General features: G+C 36.2%; 19 protein-coding genes and 4 tRNA genes. 15 read left to right on the forward strand and 8 right to left on the reverse strand.

Annotated features, from left to right (window positions below; translation table 11 throughout):
• The 4 genes from AC106K_RS23940 to AC106K_RS23955 all read left to right on the forward strand — a co-directional run bounded on the left by AC106K_RS23940 (position 1) and on the right by AC106K_RS23955 (position 3,733).
• Positions 1-642 (forward strand): rhomboid family intramembrane serine protease, encoded by a 642-nt coding sequence (locus AC106K_RS23940; protein WP_482448112.1) that lies wholly within the window; start codon positions 1-3, stop codon positions 640-642.
• 30 nt (positions 643-672) lie between these two features.
• Positions 673-1,761: a helix-turn-helix domain-containing protein gene (locus AC106K_RS23945; RefSeq protein WP_482448059.1), complete on the forward strand. Its 1,089-nt coding sequence runs from the start codon at positions 673-675 to the stop codon at positions 1,759-1,761.
• 158 nt (positions 1,762-1,919) lie between these two features.
• Complete coding sequence (locus tag AC106K_RS23950) at positions 1,920-2,705, forward strand: SDR family NAD(P)-dependent oxidoreductase (protein ID WP_482448060.1); 786 nt, start codon at positions 1,920-1,922, stop codon at positions 2,703-2,705.
• Positions 2,706-2,761: 56 nt separating this feature from the next.
• Positions 2,762-3,733, forward strand: a complete 972-nt coding sequence (locus tag AC106K_RS23955; protein ID WP_482448061.1) for an NAD-dependent epimerase/dehydratase family protein — start codon at positions 2,762-2,764, stop codon at positions 3,731-3,733.
• On the opposite strand, the gene AC106K_RS23960 is transcribed toward AC106K_RS23955, so the two are convergent.
• The 7 genes from AC106K_RS23960 to AC106K_RS23990 all read right to left on the reverse strand — a co-directional run bounded on the left by AC106K_RS23960 (position 3,730) and on the right by AC106K_RS23990 (position 10,262).
• A complete protein-coding gene (locus tag AC106K_RS23960) occupies positions 3,730-4,971 on the reverse strand; it encodes a hypothetical protein (protein ID WP_482448062.1) in 1,242 nt (413 codons plus the stop codon). The genes AC106K_RS23955 and AC106K_RS23960 overlap by 4 nt on opposite strands.
• Before the next feature lie 73 nt (positions 4,972-5,044).
• On the reverse strand, positions 5,045-5,404 hold the full coding sequence (locus AC106K_RS23965) for a DUF4180 domain-containing protein (RefSeq protein ID WP_482448063.1): 360 nt from the start codon (positions 5,402-5,404) through the stop codon (positions 5,045-5,047).
• A gap of 23 nt (positions 5,405-5,427) precedes the next feature.
• Positions 5,428-6,285, reverse strand: coding sequence for a peptide chain release factor N(5)-glutamine methyltransferase (prmC, locus tag AC106K_RS23970; protein WP_482448064.1), 858 nt, complete (start codon positions 6,283-6,285; stop codon positions 5,428-5,430).
• Positions 6,286-6,290: 5 nt separating this feature from the next.
• Positions 6,291-8,135 carry a hypothetical protein gene (locus tag AC106K_RS23975; protein WP_482448065.1) on the reverse strand — a complete coding sequence of 615 codons (1,845 nt, stop codon included), beginning with the start codon at positions 8,133-8,135 and terminating at the stop codon, positions 6,291-6,293.
• A complete protein-coding gene (gene yaaA / locus AC106K_RS23980; protein WP_482448067.1) occupies positions 8,136-8,894 on the reverse strand; it encodes a peroxide stress protein YaaA in 759 nt (252 codons plus the stop codon). It abuts the gene before it with no gap.
• Between the two features lie 4 nt (positions 8,895-8,898).
• On the reverse strand, positions 8,899-9,600 hold the full coding sequence (locus AC106K_RS23985; protein WP_482448068.1) for a CPBP family intramembrane glutamic endopeptidase: 702 nt from the start codon (positions 9,598-9,600) through the stop codon (positions 8,899-8,901).
• 50 nt (positions 9,601-9,650) lie between these two features.
• Entirely contained in the window at positions 9,651-10,262 is a 612-nt protein-coding gene (locus tag AC106K_RS23990) for an L-threonylcarbamoyladenylate synthase (RefSeq protein ID WP_482448069.1), read from the reverse strand.
• Between the two features lie 101 nt (positions 10,263-10,363).
• Here AC106K_RS23990 and AC106K_RS23995 point away from each other — a divergent pair.
• The 5 genes from AC106K_RS23995 (at position 10,364) to AC106K_RS24015 (ending at position 12,105) form a co-directional block, all read left to right on the forward strand.
• A tRNA-Met gene (locus AC106K_RS23995) sits at positions 10,364-10,436 on the forward strand.
• 38 nt (positions 10,437-10,474) lie between these two features.
• Positions 10,475-10,547 (forward strand) — tRNA-Met (locus AC106K_RS24000).
• Between the two features lie 38 nt (positions 10,548-10,585).
• Positions 10,586-10,658: transfer RNA gene (locus tag AC106K_RS24005), tRNA-Met, on the forward strand.
• A 38-nt stretch (positions 10,659-10,696) separates the two neighbouring features.
• Positions 10,697-10,769, forward strand: a tRNA-Met gene (locus AC106K_RS24010).
• A gap of 889 nt (positions 10,770-11,658) precedes the next feature.
• Positions 11,659-12,105 (forward strand): GNAT family N-acetyltransferase, encoded by a 447-nt coding sequence (locus tag AC106K_RS24015; RefSeq protein ID WP_482448070.1) that lies wholly within the window; start codon positions 11,659-11,661, stop codon positions 12,103-12,105.
• A gap of 347 nt (positions 12,106-12,452) precedes the next feature.
• Here the strand turns inward: AC106K_RS24015 and AC106K_RS24020 are convergent, their stop codons facing one another.
• A complete protein-coding gene (locus AC106K_RS24020) occupies positions 12,453-13,034 on the reverse strand; it encodes a hypothetical protein (RefSeq protein WP_482448071.1) in 582 nt (193 codons plus the stop codon).
• A 336-nt stretch (positions 13,035-13,370) separates the two neighbouring features.
• Between AC106K_RS24020 and AC106K_RS24025 the strand changes: the two genes are divergently transcribed.
• From AC106K_RS24025 to AC106K_RS24050, 6 genes are all read left to right on the forward strand, one after another.
• Complete coding sequence (locus AC106K_RS24025) at positions 13,371-13,736, forward strand: BlaI/MecI/CopY family transcriptional regulator (RefSeq protein WP_202838784.1); 366 nt, start codon at positions 13,371-13,373, stop codon at positions 13,734-13,736.
• A 5-nt stretch (positions 13,737-13,741) separates the two neighbouring features.
• Positions 13,742-15,673 (forward strand): M56 family metallopeptidase, encoded by a 1,932-nt coding sequence (locus tag AC106K_RS24030; protein ID WP_482448072.1) that lies wholly within the window; start codon positions 13,742-13,744, stop codon positions 15,671-15,673.
• A 60-nt stretch (positions 15,674-15,733) separates the two neighbouring features.
• The gene (locus AC106K_RS24035) at positions 15,734-16,639 is read left to right on the forward strand and encodes a GLPGLI family protein (RefSeq protein ID WP_482448073.1); all 906 of its coding nucleotides are present in this window, start codon (positions 15,734-15,736) and stop codon (positions 16,637-16,639) included.
• 324 nt (positions 16,640-16,963) lie between these two features.
• Positions 16,964-17,815, forward strand: a complete 852-nt coding sequence (locus tag AC106K_RS24040; RefSeq protein WP_482448074.1) for a GLPGLI family protein — start codon at positions 16,964-16,966, stop codon at positions 17,813-17,815.
• Between the two features lie 173 nt (positions 17,816-17,988).
• The gene (locus AC106K_RS24045) at positions 17,989-18,555 is read left to right on the forward strand and encodes a sugar O-acetyltransferase (protein ID WP_482448075.1); all 567 of its coding nucleotides are present in this window, start codon (positions 17,989-17,991) and stop codon (positions 18,553-18,555) included.
• 21 nt (positions 18,556-18,576) lie between these two features.
• Positions 18,577-19,446: a GLPGLI family protein gene (locus AC106K_RS24050; protein ID WP_482448076.1), complete on the forward strand. Its 870-nt coding sequence runs from the start codon at positions 18,577-18,579 to the stop codon at positions 19,444-19,446.
• Positions 19,447-19,464 lie beyond the last annotated feature (18 nt).

The raw sequence follows: 19,464 nt of genomic DNA on the forward strand, positions 1-19,464 counted from the left end.
ATGAGTATACCTGTTTTAATTATTATTGCCGTTACCTGTATGTTTAGCTACAGAGGTTTCAATGATATAGCTTTATTTGAGAAATATAAATTCAATGTAGGGGCTATTGAAAGCCGGAAAGAATACATCAGACTGATCAGTTCAGGATTCCTGCATGCTGATTTTATGCACCTGTTCTTCAACATGCTTTCTTTATATTTCTTTCAGGCTGCTGTGACCGTTTTTTTTGGAAACATAGGCTTTCTGATTATTTATTTCGGATCTATGATTCTGGGGAACCTTTTCAGCCTGATGATCTATAAAAAACAACCGTGGTATTCTGCCATTGGCGCATCGGGAGCTGTTTCAGGAATCATTTTTGCATCCATAGCAATGGCTCCGAATGAGATCAGTGTCAACTTTTTGCCGGGATGGCTTTTTGGAACCCTGTATTTCGGATATTCGGTATATATGATGCTGAACCCGAAACAATGGGACAATCTGGGCCATGCTGCTCACCTGGGAGGTGCTTTCTTCGGACTTGTTTATTCCATTGCATTACACCCGCAACAGGCCATGAGCAATATTCTTTTCCTGGGGGCGATGTCACTGCCGCTGATTTATCTGGGTTACCAGATCTTTGTCAGGAAGAAGATCAGATAAAATTATTTTTAATCTAAAATATCAAAACCAATGAACACATCAGAATTCAATAGTTTCATCGTGATACTTATCTATGGTTCATTGGTTTTGCTGTCTTTACTAACCCTGGCCAATCCTTTAAAAGTAAATAAAAAAGCCAATTTCTGGTTCGGACTCTTTCTCTTTTTGTGGTCTACATACTGGATGGACGAAATTCTGTTTCTGATTACAGGAAGAACGATAGAATTCCACTCTTTACTTGGAGTCCGGTTCATACAGTTTCTGACTCCTATTTTCTTTTACTTCAGTATATTGTTTTATACCAATCCTTCTTTCAGGTTCAAAATATCAGACCTTAAATTTCTGTTGTTTCCTGCTGTCTTTATGATCTGTCTGGTAGGTATTGCTTTAGGTATCAGTACTTTCTTGGGATCATTGAGTGTTATTCTGATCCTGATTCAGGCATTGTTTTATACCGGTTTATCTTATATTACCATCAGAAGGCACCAGCGGAAGATCCAGCAGTTTTCTTCCAATACAGAAGGGATCGATCTGAACTGGCTGGAATATATCATTCTGGTACTTTTTATGGTGAATATCATCTATGTGATCTACAATCTGTTTTATGATCCTAAATCTCTGAACTTTTTTATCAATACCGTTTTTCTGCTGGTTATTTATCTGGTAGGCTATTATTCGTTGAAGCAGAAAGAGATCTATCCTTTGGAAGAGAAACAGCGGGAAGAACTGATCTCCATAGATGAAGATAAGGATTCGGAAGAAGTGAAAAGGAAACTTATTTCTGACGAAGAACTGTTCAAAATTAAAACAGCTCTCGAAAACCTTATGGATGCTCAAAAGCCCTATCTTGACAGTGAGCTGAATCTTATCCGGCTGGCAGAAATGCTGTCCGTTTCTACCCATCATCTGTCTTATGTGATTAATACCGGCTGTGGAAAAAACTTTTTTCAATACGTTAATGAATTCAGGGTAGACCATGCCAAAAAACTTCTGAAAGAATCCAACAGCAAATTATCCATTCTTGGAATTGCCTATGAATCCGGATTCAATTCTAAGACTTCCTTCAATACGACCTTCAAAAAACTGACCGGACAGACCCCATCTGAGTTCAGAAAATAAGTTCCGATTTATAAAGTTTTACTTTTTTAAAATTTAATGCGTTGATTATTAATTGATTATTCCTTTTTGCCCTTTTGCTTTAAAATCAGTTCGTTCAGATAATCCTGAACATTAAAGCGCTTTCTCAAGTATAGCTTTGTACTGTAAAATTTAAACTTATGGATACCAAAGAATCATATGCTGTGGTTACAGGAGCTAGCCAGGGATTGGGAAAAGCATTTGCTGAAAATCTGGCGAAGAAAAAGATCAACGTTATTCTGGTGAGTCTTCCGGATCAGAACCTGAAAGAACTTTCCATAGAACTTGAAGAAAATTATCACATAAAGGCCCACTATTATGAAGTAGATCTTTCTGTGAACGAAAACGTGATGAAGCTTACCGAATGGCTCAACCGTTCTTTTGAAATCCATCTGCTGATCAATAATGCCGGTCTTGGAGGGACAAAAAAATTTACAGAAGCCACATCGGAGTATATCAATACAATTCTGCAGGTAAATGTAACGGCTACCTCCCTGATCACTCACCAACTGCTTCCGAATCTGCTGAGGCAGCCCAAAGCTTATATACTGAATGTCTCCAGCATGGCCGCCTTTTCTCCAATAGGTTTTAAAACCGTATATCCGGCGTCCAAAACATTTATCCATTCATTTTCCAGAGGTTTGCATGAAGAACTGAAAGACACCAATGTTTTTGTAAGTGTAGTGAATCCCGGTGCCATGAAGACCAATACGGATGTCTGTAAGAGAATTGAAAAACAGGGGTTCTGGGGCAGGCTGACTCTTTTAAATCCTGATAAAGTGGCCTCATACAGCATCCATCAGTTATTTAAGAAAGATTCTGTCATTATGGTGAATCCGATAAGCTGGCTGGTGATGAAAATTCTGCCGATATGGATCAAACTTCCCCTCATGACACAGGCGATAAAAAGAGAAATTGAAGCATAAAATAAACCCCGTCGAAAGTACGGCGCTATTACTTTAGAAAAAAGTATCATCAATCTATGAAAAAAGTATGTGTAACCGGAGCATCCGGGCTTCTGGGAACTAATGTTATCATAAAATTATTAAAAGATGGTTATTCTGTTATTGCTCTGGTGCGCCAGAAAAGCAGCTTGCTGGGCCAGGAAAACGAAAATCTGATGCAGGTTGAAACCGATTTTTCATCCGATCTTTCCTGTATTCTCAAAGACGTCGATTGTATCATTCATATTGCCGCAGAAACCCGTCAGAATCTGTTGAGCTATGATGAATATAAAAAAGTGAATTATGATATAACCGTGAACCTGTTTAGCCATGCGGAGGCTGCTCATGTTAAGAAGTTTCTATTCGTAAGTACGGCAAATACTTTAGGTTATGGAAATACTGCGTTCTGGGGAACTGAAAAGGCACCCCAGCTGTATCCCTTTACCCATTCTTTATATGCCCAAAGTAAATTGACCGCGGAGGACTACCTTCTGCAAAACCGAAGAAATACCGAGGTAATCATTCTTAATCCTACTTTTATGATCGGACCTTATGACACTAAACCTAGCTCAGGGAAGATTATTTTCTGGGTCTGGAAAAAGAAACTGGTTTTTTATCCGAAGGGCGGAAAGAACTTTGTTCATGTGGAAGATGCTGCCAACGGGATATTGAATGCCATCGAAAAGGGCAGAAACGGTGAAAAATATCTTTTAGCAAATGAAAATATAAGCTATAAAGACTTTTTTGAAAAGATCAACAGGATTACCCATCAAAAACCAGTGATGCTGCCCATTCCCAATAACGTTTTGAGTTTGCTGGGATGGGCAGGTGATGCATTGAGAAAACTAAAAATAAAGACTAACCTCAGTACTTCCAATATGAAGGCACTGCAGATTTGTAATTATTATTCTAATCAGAAATCAGTAGAAGACCTTGGAATCCAATATCAGTCTATTGAAAAAGCTATAAAAGAGGCGGTTCAGTTTTTCGAAAATAAAAATCTAGATTAAATTTTTTCAGTCAGGATTTTCTCTGATATATATTTCGGAAGTTTCTCAATAGCTTCTGTTAATCGGGTATTATTAATCTTCTTCTCATGATCATCTTTTATGTAAGAATTACAATTTTCATAGAAAAAATAAGCTATAACTCTATTATAATCATCCAGTTTTTCATCTTTTATCATAGATAGGAGCTTGGTTAAAAATAGATTCATATGTTCAGATTCTGATATGGCTCTTCCTAATCTTCCTATACTTCCAAAATAATGGTTATTGACGGGGTTTTCGATACGGAAAGCGATTCCCAAAATAAGGTCCTGAACATTGATATTAAGATGTTCCAATTCCTTTATATAGGTTTGGCGCTGTTGTTGTGCATAACTGGCATCTGAGACTCTTTCGAATCGGTCATTCATGATGTCCAAATGTGATTTAAGAAAAACTTCCCAATTATTGACATTCGCAGATAATAAAGCTATATTGATGGCTTGTATCCTTGGGCTTTCGTCCTGGCTACATGTACCATATGCCTGATATCCTCGCATTTTTTCAAGTAAATTCATTTTACTCTTTACAGACAGCTTTTGCCAGTTTTTTGGAAGCTGTATAGTTGGCTCTTTTAATGTGTTTTTAAATTTAGCAGATGCAGTATCAATCAGACAATCGGAATAAATTATTTGACGGTTGTATTGTAAATCCAAAGGATGACTTTCAAAATTGTCTGGGAAGTAAAAGGCTAATAACGATTCTTCTGATGTGTTGGAGCCTTTATAGTAACGATACATCCAGGTGTTCTTAGCAGGTTTATTGTACTTTTCACCTGTATAATCTTCATCCAAATAAAATCCTCTGTTATCACCTAGCCCAATTTCCTGTACTTCAATAATATCTAGTTTCCGGTAATCTTTCCGTTTCGATTTGATGAATAGATTGTCTTTCTTAACGTTAGAATTAGGATACTTTTTAACAAAATCTTCAAAAGAAATATGATGATCAATATCGTTTTTTGCCTGAGCGACATTCCCTGAATCCAAGGTGATAATATATCCTTTTGTCTGAAGCTTTGAATAAAATACTTTAGTCAGATCACAGGTTTTATATTTTAAATTCAATGAATCAACAATTTTCCCAAGTTTTGCCATTGTTTTTTCATTGTAGATCAATCCGTTTTTATAGGTGGTATATTCCATTTGGGCCAATAGAACAGAAGAGATAAAAAGCCCAGATAGCAGACTTATTTTTTTCATGATAGGGAAATATTAGTTTTTCTCTATAACGAAATAACCAGTCATATTATTTTAGAGACTGAAGATATAAGAACTATTTCGAAAATTTTTCCAAAGCCTTTTCCACTGTTTCTACAAAATTTACATGTTTTGTTTTATTGCTTTCAAAAATAAAATCCTTCATACTCTTACTTTCATATTTACTGAAATCACCTACAATAGCCAGCCCTATACGGTAGTTTGAAAATTTCTGAAGAATTTCTCCGGCTATTTTGGTTTTCAGATCAAAGAACTCGGGAGTAATGTTTTTTTCATGGAGAATCACTTTATCAAACCCCTGATAATATACATTTCCCATGAGATCCAGCCCATCCTGTGGAGATTGAATAATAATTTCGTCGGAAATGATTTCCGCAATTTTCATAGTGTTGATGTTGTGTGATTGAATTTCCATGGTTTTAATTGAAAATTGATTGTTTATTTTTTTCCATATACAAACCTGTCATTTTCAGACAAATCTTTCAATAACTGAGCGGTAGAAAAATAGGGATAGAGATCTCTTGTTTCAGGACCTAATTTCTGATTGATTTCCAGAAACAGAAGTCCGCCATCATTCAAATGTTCTTTAGCGTCTTCGGCGATCTTTCTGTAAAAGATCAATGCATCGGCAGTAGGGGAGAAAAGAGCCATTTTAGGTTCAAATTCCTTCACGGAGTCGGCAATTTCTATCTCTTCCTCAATACCGATATAGGGCGGGTTTGAGATGATGACGTCATACTTTTCCGTCAGTTCAAAATGAAGATAATCGGCATGGATAAAATTGACGGATAACTGATGGTATTCCGCATTTCTTTTAGCGGTTTCCAATGCTTTTTCAGAAAAATCTATGGATGAAACGTCGGCTTTCGGAAAATATTTTTTCAGAACCAATGGAATTACGCCGCTTCCTGTACCAATATCCAGAATTTTTAAAACATGGGCTGCAGGTTGTAAGCTTTGTGCTTTTTTTATCTCTTTGATAGCTATTTCAAGCAGTTCTTCAGTTTCCGGACGAGGAATCAGTACATTTTCGTCGACAAAGAATTTCATTCCGTAAAATTCCGTTTCTCCCAAAATCTGTAAATAAGGTTTCCCTGTTTTTAACGCGGAAATAATAGGATGGAACTTTTCCTCAATCTCTGAAGATATTTCCTGATCAGCAAACTGGCGCTGCTGAATATGATTGAATCCTAAGATCTGTTCTGCAAACATCTGAAAGATAAATGCATTTTCTGATTCTGTATAAATTTCTGAAAGTTGTGTCGAAAACTGGGTTTTCAGTGCTGATAGTGTCATCGTATTTAATAAAACATTTCTGTTTTCTTACTTTTTAATTCAATTTTATTCTCACCTACCAGGAACTCATCCATCAGTGGCGGAGGTATTTTTTTATTGATTTTTTCGTTCCAGCTTTTTCTTTTCACAGGACTGTTTTTATCACAATTTTCGGATGAATACTCAAATATGGCATCACCTGTGGATATATTATAATCTACTGACTGTAAATAATCACAGGGTGCACCTACAGTTACACTGGCCCCAATCAGATGCCAATTCTTGTTTTGGAACCTGTATCGATGGGTATAATTCCATTTCTGTCGGCTTCCTCCGAAATGATCAATAATAATGGTTTTGTTTTTAATGCTGATTCCTTGATATGGATTTCCCATCATCCCGCCATGCTCGGTGGAAAGAATAGGGTTGGTTGACTGGTGCCATAATACCCAGTTTTCACCTTCTTTTTTATAAATAGCCAAACTTTGGGCGAATCCCAAATCACCTTCTATCGGGGTTTCATACACACAGACTGCTTCATCTTCAGGACTGTCATCCAGATTTCCAAAAGCTCTTTCTTTTAAAGTCCAGAATTTTGGAGTAAATTCTTCAAGAGTTTTTGCTTTTTTCAGAGTGATTTCACTATCGAAATTCCCACTTTCTACAGCCTCCTGAAAAGCGCCTATTTTATTCTGTTTTTCATTGGATATTTTAGGAATGTCTGTTCTGATATTCTCTGCATCTTTAGGGAATTCAGGCAAAGTATAACTTCTTGGTACAGAATTCGGTTCATAATATTTTATTTCCCGGTATTCATAATCAATGAGTTTCTTTTTGCTGTTGACACCTTCGTCAGGATCCTGCCTGTAAAATTTTTTTGAAATCCAGTTTCCCTGTTGGTCAAAAGTATATTCAAAAGAATCTGCATACTGATAATGCCCCGTATATTCTATGCTTTGTTCGAAAACAAGATTGTTGCGATCATCATACCTTCGGATGGTTTTTGTTGACTTTTCCGTTCCAAGCATGTGGTATTGCTGCTCAATACGCTCCTGATAGTCTTTAGAATAATAATATTCGGTTTTATTTTCCAGAGCATTATGATTGGAAAACCATATTTCCGAAAGAAGATAGCCGTTTTTATCGTAACTGAAAGTCACATCCCGGTCTTTAATGATATAATCTTTAATGTCAACAGGCTTGTAAGCCCCTTTCATCCATTGATAACGATGAATTTTGGATTGGTATAAAGGCGTTTTTTTGGTGAGAAATGGATACTCAAAAATATATTCTTCTTCAGGATCGGCTAAAGAATCATAACTGTAATCGGTAATCTTAACGGTTGTCTTTTTGGGCTCCGGAGAATAGCTGTATTTTGTATATCCTTCGTATACAAAGGATTTCTTATCATTTATGATATAATCTATTTCTTCCTGAAGATGATTGTCTTTATTGTAAAAAAGCCAGTTATAGCTGTTTGTATTTTTATTCTCAATCGATTCTTTAAGGACAAGAAGATTATTTTTATAATGAAATTTTTCTACAGTAGAATGTATGTCATCATTCGTCTTTCGATACAATTTTCTACCATCCGGAAGATATTCTGTATAGGATTCCTGGAGGTAGGGAAGCCCGTCACGAAGTAAAGTATTGCCGGTTTTTTTTTCAGCCTTTCTAAACTTTGTAACTGAAAAAATATTTTTTGTTACAAAGTTTATTGAGTCGTTATACTGGCTGTTAAAAATATAATTATCAAGAGATCCATTCATGACTACGGTCTTTTCCTGGGCACTACTGATCACAAAACTTATTGAAAAGATAAGTTTAAGCGCTTTGGGAAATACAATATTTCGGATCTCTGAATGATTCATTTATCTTGTAAAAACTAATTTGGTATCGGTAGATTTTTCTTCATTAATTCTGTATCCTTCATAATTAAAGGCTTTTACATCATTTAGGGTTTGGGCATTCGTTTCTGCACAGAATCTTACCACAAGACCTCTGGCATGTTTGGTATACACTACGATGGTTTTCAGTTTACCGTCTTTAAGTTCATAAAAATCGAAATCAACAATTGTATGGTTCAGTTTTTTTCTGTCGATGACTTTTCCATATTCGTTGCTGGCAAGGTGTAGAAGTATTTCACCTTTTTTCATTTCTGAATTTAGCTGTTCTGTGATTTTTTCTCTCCAGAACTCATAAAGATTTTTATATTGCTCAAAGGCAAATGGACGTCCCATTTCCAATCTGTAAAGCATTACTTTATCCGACGGTTTCAACAATCCGTATAGTCCGGAAAGCATTCTATAGTTCTTTTGCAGATAATCTACTGCATCTTTATCGAGTGTTTTAGCATCTAAACCTCTGTATACTTCTCCTGTAAAGGCAAACATGGCCGGAGCAGATTCTTTTGCGGTAGGTTTAGACTTCCATTTTTGGTTTCTTTCCCAGTTCTCATCAGCCAGTTTAGGCGAAATTTCCATCAACTCGGAAAGATATTTTGGAGATTTTTCTTTTAAATAAGATTGTATCAATGCTGCGTCTTCAATGAATTTCGGGGTAGTAGATTTCAACAGTTCTGTTGAATTTTCTACATTCATTAATTTCGCAGGAGATGTTATAATTTTCATAATGTTAAAATACAGATAAATGTTTAATATCAATAAAATTCATGGCCATCAGCGACACAAAGTCAATCGTAAAATGACAGATGATCAGAATTTTAATGTTTGAATAAAATTTATAAAACACAGCAAAAACGACTCCAATAAAGAAGGGAATAACTACCTGTCCGATGGTTCCGTATGTACTGTGCAGAATGCCAAAAAGAATAGCCGAAACAGCAATTCCTAAAAACGGACTGTTATAGATCTTTTCGATCCTGGGCTGTATATAGCCCCGCATCAGAAATTCTTCCACAGCAGCAGCCGTAAGGCATGTAAAAATAATTAAAAAATAATTGTTTTTAAAAATTGTGCTCAATTCAAAAAGCTTGGTGCTCATTTTCTCATGAAATAGAAACTGTAGCAGTATATTCAGAAATGTTCCGCCAATGGTATAGATAAGATATAGCCCAAGAACAGCTTTTATATAAAACAGAATCGGGTACCGACTTTCTTTTTTTAATAGAAATGGTCCTTTTTCGATAAAAAGACTGTAGAGAAATACAATAAGTAAAACTCCCCAGATAATAAGTCGGGTAAGAAAAAAATTGTGTTCTGTGATCCCTCGTACTCCTGTTATCAACGTAGCTGCGGGGAAGGCATAAAGCATTGCAGCAACTAAAAGAATAAAAGTGAGTACAATTCCTATAGAATACTTCCCATTAATCCCCATAATTTAATCTGTCAACCGTACACTTTGAATTTTGAACCTTGAATTTTAAACTAAATAATTCCTTTTCCCTGACGGATGATTTCCGGTTCTCCTGAAGTAAGGTCTACAATAGTAGAGGCCACATTATCTCCATACCCGGAATCAATCACAATATCTACCAGATGATCATATTTCTCGGCGATAAGTTCAGGATCGGTAGAATATTCAATGATTTCATCATCATCTCTGATGGAGGTGGAGGCAATAGGATGTCCTAGTTTCTCAACAATAAGCTGCGGAATCGGGTGATCCGGAACACGGATACCAATTGTTTTGTGCCCTTTATAGGCTAAAGGTAGGCTTTTGTTAGCTTCAAGAATGAAGGTAAATGGGCCGGGAAGGTGGCTTTTCAGAAATCTGAAAACCGTCGTGTCAATAGGTCTTGTAAAATCGGAAAGATGGCTGAGATCATTACAGATGATCGAGAATTTTGACTTCTCAAGCTTCATTTTTTTGAGTTGAGCCAGCTTTTCCATGGCTTTTATATCAAAAATATTGCAGCCTAAGGCATAAATCGTATCTGAAGGATAGATAATAAGCCCGCCATTGTTTAAAGTTTTAATAACCTCATTTACAAGATTTTCCTGTGGGTTGTCCGGATAAATTTTTAATATCTTTGCCATAGAACAAAGATACAAATAATAAAATAGTTTTCATGAAAGTCCTTTATTTAAAAGAAAAATTAGGATTTGTGAAAAATATTCGTACCTTTGCAATCCAATATCGCGGGATGGAGCAGTAGGTAGCTCGTCGGGCTCATAACCCGAAGGTCATCGGTTCGAGTCCGGTTCCCGCTACTAAGTAAGTGCTTTCGGTAAGCACTCTAAAAATACACCGCGGGATGGAGCAGTAGGTAGCTCGTCGGGCTCATAACCCGAAGGTCATCGGTTCGAGTCCGGTTCCCGCTACTAAGTAAGTGCTTTCGGTAGGCACTCTAAAAATACACCGCGGGATGGAGCAGTAGGTAGCTCGTCGGGCTCATAACCCGAAGGTCATCGGTTCGAGTCCGGTTCCCGCTACTAAGCAAGTGTTTTCGGTAAACACTCTAAAAATATACCGCGGGATGGAGCAGTAGGTAGCTCGTCGGGCTCATAACCCGAAGGTCATCGGTTCGAGTCCGGTTCCCGCTACTAAACGAGAGAAGTAATATTATTATTGCTTCTCTTTTTTTATTTCAATCAATGATTGAAAATGGATTTTCAAAGCAAAGTTTCTATTTTGATGCTGTACTATTTCGAGAGAGCAAAGAGGGAATCAATTTCATTGATTTTTACGAAGCGTACGCATAACCAGGATCAGTACCAAAGGTTGTGGACCCAGCAAAAAGTTGAGTTCATCTGAATAGAAAAAATGTTCTGTTTCTTACCAATTAGAATCAACAGTTTTAGAGATAGGCTTTCACACAAAGCTTTATGTTTGTGTATGCTTTATTTAAGTGAGCTAAGACGGGATTGATTTTAATCGATCTGAAGAAGCGAGCGTGTAGTCACAAAGTTTCTTCAGCGACGAAGTTGCATTACTTAGCCTCCTAAAATAAAGTATTCTAATCATTAACTGTTTGTGTGTATAAAATTTAGAATAATCAATCGCTATTCAATTGTTTTATCACAGCTTTTGAGCATGATCCCAATTTCATTGATTCTTTCTAAGCAAATGCATATTCATGAAGCTTCGTCAGCGACAAAGTCGCTCTTCTTTGCTCCCTAAAATAAAACATTCAAATGAACTTTCTTTGTGTTTTTAAAAAATACATTGTTTTATTTAACAAAATAATATATGTTTTGTAATGTTCTCCCAACTTTTGAACCTGATTGGTTCTTCTTCTGTTTCTATACCATTATCACCCGTATATTTCCGGATAATATGTTGCATTTGTAAAAATGGTTTTCCTGGAAAATTAGAGTTTTATTTCAACGTTTTGTGCATATGCTGGACCATGAGTATAACTCAAATCTGGATGATATAAGCATTCCAGTTTAAGGGTACTTTTGCAGTGTTAATTAAAAAATAGATATAACGATGAATTACACTATTAAAAAGGCAAGTCTTGAGGACCTTGATGAAACGGCAGAATTGTTTAATCTTTACCGTGTTTTTTACAGACAGGAATCGGATGTTGAAAAAGGAAAAGCTTTTCTTAAAGAACGGTTTTTAAACAGCGAATCAGATATATTTCTAGCGATGGAAGAGGGGAAAGCAGTAGGATTTGTACAGCTTTATAAACTTTTTCATTATACCAAATTGCAGAAACAGTGGTTACTGAGTGATTTGTTTGTACATCCAGACTACAGAGGAAAAGGGCTTTCAGTGGCTTTAATAGACCGCAGTAAGCAATGGTGCGAAGAGACAGGAGCTTGCGGACTGATGCTTGAAACGGAAAAGACCAATGATATTGGAAATACTTTATATCCCCGTTGTGGATTTGAGTATGATGGCCTGCACAATTACTATCATTGGTGGAAATAGAATTTGATGGTTTCATGAATTTGTAAAAGTAGATTGAATTATTCTTTCAATGTAAAGCTGATCTTTCTTCATAAGGTAGAATTACTTCTACATTATCCGATATTTAATTCTACAGCTATTCTTTCACGGGACAAAAGCATAATTCTATTTTTGTAAAGCTCTTGCAGGCCATGGGTAGGACAGTTGGTTCTGCAGAGTATAAGCAATAAAATCTCCGTCTTATTTTCTACTTTTTCCCCAAGTTTTATGTTTAGTACCACAAAACTGCTTTTTCTGACGGAGATTTTTTGCGAAATAAAAAGAGAACTGCATTGGCAGTTCTCTTTTTACTTTTTATGTGGTTGAGATTATTGAGCTAACTGAGCGTAAGGAGTCAGTTTATTGTCGTCAGACATTGTCTGTCCCAGGAAGTCTCTTTTCTGGTCTGCTTTCATTCTTCCTGCAGCAGCATTGGCATTAGAATAAGCTTCGCTTAGTTTAGTGGCAATATCAGCAGGTTTGAAGTCGAATTTAGTATCACCTTCCACTCCCAGGTAACCGTTCTTTCTTGTCAGGTTGCTGATATAGTTATTGTAATTGATAAAGGTATTTCTCAGATATTGAGTATGGTATTCCATGCATTTTTTTGCTTTTTTCGAAGAATTGTTCAGGATACAGTTTTTCATGTTGTTTCTGTATAAGAACCATTCGGATTCAAGGATAGCATATTCTTTGCCTACAGCAATTTTCCCGTTGTTAACAATATTGTTATCACCTTCTTTTGTTGAAATGGTCTGAAGATGTTGAATTACCAACGGAACTGTTGCTTCGATCTTTGATTTAGTATCTTTTAGTATGCTAAGATCAGCAGCCGGAGAATTTTTCTTCTGTGCGGTAGTCACGTTGAAAATGAGCAGTAATAGTACAATCAATAAATTATATCTTTTCATGAGAAATTTTTAAGCCACTAAAATAAATATAATTTCCCGGTTTTAACAAATTCATTTTAATTTTTATTTAATAAAATTTAACAAGTTTTAAGAATTTGTAGTTGAAATACCTTTTTTACTGTGGATAAAGCAGGATATAATTTCACTCTATTACATATTTAATATATTTTAATTAATTTTATCTTATTGATTATCAATGTTTTATGTTTTTCAAGTGCTTTATCACTAAAAAAATAGTTGTTTGAATCGATTTTATTTCTACATTTGTATAACTAATTTCTTAGTGATATAGGATTTCATGGTTTCTGTATCACTATAATGATAAATAATCAGGATATGAAAATTCAGACTTTAACAAAAGCGGAGGAGCAGGTAATGCAGTATCTGTGGAAAATAGAAAAGGGCTTCCTTAAGGATGTACTGGATCTTTTTCCGGAACCAAAGCCGCATACCAATACTGTTTCTACCATATTAAAGGTATTGAAAGATAAAGAGTTTGTAGATTATCGTGTACACGGAAGACAGCATGAGTATTTTCCATTGGTTTCCAAGGAGCAGTATTCAGGAAAGACGATGAAAAGTCTGGTAAAAAATTATTTTAAAGGTTCTTACAAAAGTGCCGTTTCATTTCTGGTAGAAAAAAATGAAATGACTGTGGAGGATCTTGAAATGCTATTGGATGAACTGAAAAACAAAGACTAGTACCCATGGAAGCAATACTTTTATACTTTGGAAAAACTATTTTATGTTCAGGTGTAACATTTTTGTATTATCAGTTGTCTTTAAAAGACAAGACATTTCATCATTATAACAGATTCTACCTGCTGGCCGCCATACTCATATCGTTGTTGCTGCCATTGATCAGGATCGATGATTTTACGATTGAGGTCAATAATGATATTTATATGCTTCTTGATAAAATTCAGAGTTTTAATACAGAAAAAAACATAGACAATGGTAACCTTTATTTTAACATTATTTTTTCAGCTCTGGGACTGGTTTCTTTCTATTTTTTAGGAAGACTGCTGTATGGAATCTTTAAGATTCATAAGTTTAAAAAACAGTTTCAGAAAGAGAGTTTTGACGGGATCAACTTTTACCGTACAGACCTTACCGAAGCCCCCTTTTCTTACTTTAAAAACCTTTTCTGGAAGAATACCATCACATTGAATTCTGAGGTCGGAAAGCAGATTTTAAAGCATGAAATGGTACATATTGAACAGAAGCATTCATTTGATAAGATCCTTATCGAAATCATTACCGCTGTTTTCTGGTTCAATCCGTTTTTTCATATCATTAAAAGAGAAATTAACCTAATCCATGAATACCTGGCTGATAAAAAAGCCGTGAAGCATTCGGACACCAAAGCATTTGCGCAGATGCTTTTAGCAAGCCACTTTTCCGGAACACAGTTGCCTGCTGCCAGTCCGTTTCTAAGTTCAAACCTTAAAAAAAGACTTAAGATGTTACAAAAACCTAAAACCAAATTCGGGTATGCGCGAAGAATTTTTGCATTACCGGTTGTATTTTCAATAGCCTTTGCGTATCTGGTAAATGCTAAGAACAGAGAAATTGAAGAAACAAACCTTTCTATTGAAAAAGCCGTTTCAGAGATTAAAAAAGATACCGTAAAAGAAAAAGCAGCACAGCAAGATAAAACAGGATTCACTGATCCTAAAGAATCTGATAAAAAGTTGGATGAGCTTCAAAAAGAGATTGACAAGAAGCAAAAAGAGCTAGGCCATCTGGACCCGGATAGTAAGGCTTTCGAAAAGAAAATGGAAGAAATTGATGAACTGGTGTCATCAATGACCGATATTACTGATGAGGTAACCAGAAGCACAGAAGAATACTTCAATTCTCCTGAATGGAAAAAACAAATGGAGGAACTTGAAAATATGGATCCTCTTGATAAAAAAGAAGTTCGCAGAATACAGAAAGAAGCCGCAAAGGCAGGCAGAAAAGCGGCAAAAATAGGTAGAGAAGCTGCCAGAATAGGGAATGCTCTGCCGGTGCCTCCTACACCACCCAATGTACCGGAACCACCACAAGCTCTCAATGCTCCAAAGGTAATTTACTTTAAAAATGGTATTGTACAATATAATGATCTGGGACCTAAAGAAAAAGAAGAAGTACGCCAGGCCATGAGAGAAGCCAAAAAAGCAATGAAAGAAAGTGCCAAAGCGATGAAAGAAAGCCAAAAGGCAATGATGGAAGGCAATAAAGCAAGAACGGAAGCCGACAGAGCCAGAGCAGAGAGCGGTAGAATAAGAATTGATACAGAAAAAATAAGAAAAGATGCTGAAAAGGCGAGATTAAACGCCGAAAGAGCTGCTGCCGAAACCATGAAAAGTTTTAAGGAAATTAATTTTACCAGACTGGGTAATGCCAATGTAATGGTAATGAATGCTGATTTCGTTAAAAAGGATGGAAATGGAAACATGGACATGAAAGGTGTAAAAAGATTCAATATAAGCGGTGGGGATGACTTCAGATACAAATACTATATAGACGGAAGAGAAAGTTCTAAAGAAGATCTTAATGCTTTAAATCCTGAAAATATTGTAAGAATGAATGTTATCAAAGGAAGCCTTGTAAAAGGAACACAGGGCGAGATAAGAATTGAGACAAAGAAATAAAGTTCCATCAGGCTTTGTCAGTACCATGCTGACGAAGCCTTTTTTATATAATTGAGTATTATGAAAAGCAAAATTCTATTTTTTATGTTTCTGGGAGTGCTTGGGAATGCCCAGATCAACCGGTTTTTCTATGAATATACCTTCATCCCGGATTCTAACAACAAAGAAGACGTGAAGAAAGAAATCATGCTGCTGGATATTGATAAAAGCGGATCCAATTATTATAGCCATGATAAATTTGTGGCAGATTCCATAGGAAAAGCAGAGCTTGAGAAACAATTGAAAGCAGGTGGCGGAAGCATCAGCATCAACAGAAGAGAAAAACCGGGGCAGGTTTCTTATAAAGTGACCAAGCAGTATCCGGATTTTAAAACCTATCTTTTCAGGAGTATCTCTATGGATAAGTATAAAATCAGAGAAGATCAGAAACCGGAATGGAAAATTATGCCGGATAAACAGAAAATAGGAGATTATAATACTCAGAAAGCAGTAACAAAGCTGGGCGGCAGAGAATGGACAGCCTGGTTTTCTACTGATTTACCTTTCCAGGACGGTCCTTATATTTTCTATGGACTTCCAGGGCTTATCGTGAAAATTGAAGATGCCACCGGATCTCACAAAATGACTCTGGCAGGCAATAAAACTGTGAAAACAATGGCTTCGGAAGGAGAACTTCAGGTGCCGGATCAGGTAAAAGTGCTGGGAATGGGCGGAAAAGAAATTGAAGTAACAAAAGATCAGTTTAAAAAAGCATGGAAGGCTTATGTGAATGATCCTTCTAAAAGCATGAGAGAGCTGATGATGAAAAACGGCGGCGAGAACAATACGAAGGTTGCTTTTAAAGTGAAAACGGCAGACGGAAAGGAAATTTCAGATCCTAATCAGGTCTTCAGAGAAATGGAAAAAAGAACCAAAGAGGCTCTTCAGAAAGATAACAATCCGATAGAACCGGACTTGGTGAATTAAAATTATATCATACGTAATAGTTAGCAGGATGTCAGGAGATGGCATCCTGTTTTTTATTGCAGAAAACAAAAAATATTCAATTGATGCGAATCAATTTATTAAATTCTTTATCCTTCAATAAACAATAAGTTAACAATTATCAACGTTATATCCCATAATAGAGAAAGAAAAATGTACAGCCGATCTTTTATGGGGTGTCAACTAGGATCAGGAGTTTATTAAGGAGTGGATAGAGTGTAAAGATCTGGGTAGGAAAACCTTGTAAAATGATAAAAAATATTATAGAAAAAAATTAAAAACTAAATCAGACTAACCATGAAAAAAATGACCATTCTATTCAGCCTTATAATGGCTGTAATGACTAATGCCCAGAATCAAAGATTCATTTACGAGTACAAATTTATCATAGACTCTACAGCTAAAGATAAGCAGGAAAGCGAAACGATGTATCTGGATATTGCATCAAAGGGATCTAAGTTTTATAGTAAAGATTATTTTGAATCTGATTCTACGATGCAAGCCATTGTAGAAAAAGATAATCAAAGCATCAATATTAACCTTGGAAATTTTAAGTTTAAAGGTAAAATACGATACAATGTCGAAAAAATGTACCCGGGATATGCGATCAACTTCTTTACGGTCCTTGGCTCTGATGAATACCATATTCAGGAAGACCGAAAACAGGCTTGGAAAATCCTTCCGGAAAAAGAAAAAATAGGAGAGTTCAATACGCAGAAAGCCATTTGCGATTTCGCCGGAAGAAAATGGACAGCGTGGTTTACAACAGATCTTCCTATTCAGGATGGGCCGTATAAGTTTTATGGACTTCCGGGACTGATTGTGAAAGTGGAAGACAATACCCATTCTCACTCATTCGAATTAAAAGGAAGCAAAAAACTCCCTGCTGGATTTGATTGGAAAAGCACAAAAGATAAAGAGCGCTATAATCCTCTTGTTACCCTCAACGAAGCAAAATTTAAAAAAACTTTCAAAGACTACCGCCTGGACCCGACGAAAACACAAAGACAAATGCTGGCACAGGGAACTATCGTTGAAATAAGAGACAGTTCAGGAAATCTGCTGGATCCGGTACAATCCCAAAGAAATCAGGAAACCATTGCCAAAGCCAATATTAAAAGACAGAATAATATTCTTGAATTGGATCTGATAAAATAAAACTATTTCATTTTGATTAGAACAGGATCGCATTGACGCATCCTGTTTTTTGTGTTTTTAGAGATCAGTTGATAGATGTCAGGTCACTAAGTAGAATGTCAATTAATTAGAGTAAATTTATTACCTTTCAAAGAATATAAAACATCAAACCAAATCCCTATTTTACCCCCATCATGACAGAAAAAGAAAAATGTGCTGCCGGACTTTTATACAATGCCAATTATGATAAAGAACTGATTCAGGAGCGTATTGCCTGCAAAGATCTCTGTCAGGAATACAACGGATTAAAAAACTCCGATACTGAAAAAAGAAGTGAACAACTCAGTAGAATTCTTGGAAGTATAAAAGGAAATATCTGCATAGAACCATCTTTCTGGTGTGATTACGGGTATAATATTGAGGTGGGGGATAACTTTTACGCCAATCATAATCTGGTGATCTTAGATTGTGCCAGGGTAGAATTTGGGGATAATGTTTTTATTGGACCTAATTGTAGTTTCTACACTGCAGGGCATCCCCTCGATGCAAAACAGAGAAATGAAGGTCTGGAATATGCACATCCGATCAAACTGGGCGATAACGTCTGGCTGGGAGGTAATGTGGTAGTGCTTCCGGGAGTATCTATTGGAAATAATTCTGTAATAGGAGCGGGAAGTGTAGTGAAGAAAGATATTCCGGAAAATGTGGTAGCAGTAGGAAATCCTTGCAGGGTCGTCAAAAATATTGTTGAACAGGACTAAACCACACAATCAAAATATAAAATGAAAAAGCTAATCATTACATTTACACTGCTGCTGGCTGTGATTATAAATGCCCAGAATCAGCGATTTATCTATGAATATAAGTATGTGACAGATTCTACGGCTAAAGATAAGCCGGAGACTGAAATCATGCTTCTGGATGTCATACCGAAAGGATCAAAGTTTTACAGCAAAGAAAGTTTTGAGTCAGATTCTCTGATGGAAGCAACGATGAAAAAGCAGATGCAGGCCGAAAGTTCAGAAATCGATCTTTCGGGCGTGAAGTTCAAAGGGAAAATACTTTACAGTGTAGAAAAGAGCTACCCTGACTATGCTGTCAATTTCTTCAACAATCTGGCTGCTGATGAATATATGGTACAGGACGAAAGAAAGCAGAACTGGAAAATTCTTTCAGAAAAAGAAAAAATAGGAGGATTTACTGCACAGAAAGCGGTCTGTAATTTTGGCGGTAGAAAATGGGTTGCCTGGTTTACCACAGATCTTCCTATTCAGGATGGCCCCTATAAATTCTATGGACTTCCCGGATTGATTGTAAAACTTGAAGATGTTACCCACAGTCATTCATTCGAACTAAAAGGAAATAAAAAACTTCCGGCAGATTATGAATGGCATAGCTCCAAAGAAACGCATCATTTTAATAAGATGATTACGGTGAATGAAGCCAAGTATCGGAAGGCTTTCAAAGAATATCGAGCCGATCCTATGAAAAGTGAGAAACAAATGGCGGCCCAGGGTATTATTATCAACGAAATAGACGAAACAGGTAAAATGAAACTGGCCACAGATAAATCAAAAAGAGAGAGAGAAACAAAGTTGTTGAATGATATAAAGAAAGATAACAACATCATTGAACTGGATTTGCTGAAGTAATTCAACATCGATCAATAC

The organism is Chryseobacterium sp. FR048 (assembly GCF_056844665.1).

Bases quoted from the DNA above. Each gene is read 5' to 3' on its own strand.
- AC106K_RS24030 (WP_482448072.1), top strand. From the start codon at position 13,742: ATGGAAGCAATACTTTTATACTTTGGAAAAACTATTTTATGTTCAGGT.
- AC106K_RS23945 (WP_482448059.1), top strand. From the start codon at position 673: ATGAACACATCAGAATTCAATAGTTTCATCGTGATACTTATCTATGGT.
- AC106K_RS23975 (WP_482448065.1), bottom strand. From the start codon at position 8,135: ATGAATCATTCAGAGATCCGAAATATTGTATTTCCCAAAGCGCTTAAA.
- AC106K_RS24045 (WP_482448075.1), top strand. From the start codon at position 17,989: ATGACAGAAAAAGAAAAATGTGCTGCCGGACTTTTATACAATGCCAAT.
- AC106K_RS24015 (WP_482448070.1), top strand. From the start codon at position 11,659: ATGAATTACACTATTAAAAAGGCAAGTCTTGAGGACCTTGATGAAACG.
- AC106K_RS24025 (WP_202838784.1), top strand. From the start codon at position 13,371: ATGAAAATTCAGACTTTAACAAAAGCGGAGGAGCAGGTAATGCAGTAT.
- AC106K_RS24035 (WP_482448073.1), top strand. From the start codon at position 15,734: ATGAAAAGCAAAATTCTATTTTTTATGTTTCTGGGAGTGCTTGGGAAT.
- yaaA (WP_482448067.1), bottom strand. From the start codon at position 8,894: ATGAAAATTATAACATCTCCTGCGAAATTAATGAATGTAGAAAATTCA.
- AC106K_RS24050 (WP_482448076.1), top strand. From the start codon at position 18,577: ATGAAAAAGCTAATCATTACATTTACACTGCTGCTGGCTGTGATTATA.
- AC106K_RS23960 (WP_482448062.1), bottom strand. From the start codon at position 4,971: ATGAAAAAAATAAGTCTGCTATCTGGGCTTTTTATCTCTTCTGTTCTA.
- AC106K_RS23990 (WP_482448069.1), bottom strand. From the start codon at position 10,262: ATGGCAAAGATATTAAAAATTTATCCGGACAACCCACAGGAAAATCTT.
- AC106K_RS23940 (WP_482448112.1), top strand. From the start codon at position 1: ATGAGTATACCTGTTTTAATTATTATTGCCGTTACCTGTATGTTTAGC.
- AC106K_RS23955 (WP_482448061.1), top strand. From the start codon at position 2,762: ATGAAAAAAGTATGTGTAACCGGAGCATCCGGGCTTCTGGGAACTAAT.
- AC106K_RS23965 (WP_482448063.1), bottom strand. From the start codon at position 5,404: ATGGAAATTCAATCACACAACATCAACACTATGAAAATTGCGGAAATC.
- AC106K_RS24020 (WP_482448071.1), bottom strand. From the start codon at position 13,034: ATGAAAAGATATAATTTATTGATTGTACTATTACTGCTCATTTTCAAC.
- prmC (WP_482448064.1), bottom strand. From the start codon at position 6,285: ATGACACTATCAGCACTGAAAACCCAGTTTTCGACACAACTTTCAGAA.
- AC106K_RS24040 (WP_482448074.1), top strand. From the start codon at position 16,964: ATGACCATTCTATTCAGCCTTATAATGGCTGTAATGACTAATGCCCAG.
- AC106K_RS23950 (WP_482448060.1), top strand. From the start codon at position 1,920: ATGGATACCAAAGAATCATATGCTGTGGTTACAGGAGCTAGCCAGGGA.
- AC106K_RS23985 (WP_482448068.1), bottom strand. From the start codon at position 9,600: ATGGGGATTAATGGGAAGTATTCTATAGGAATTGTACTCACTTTTATT.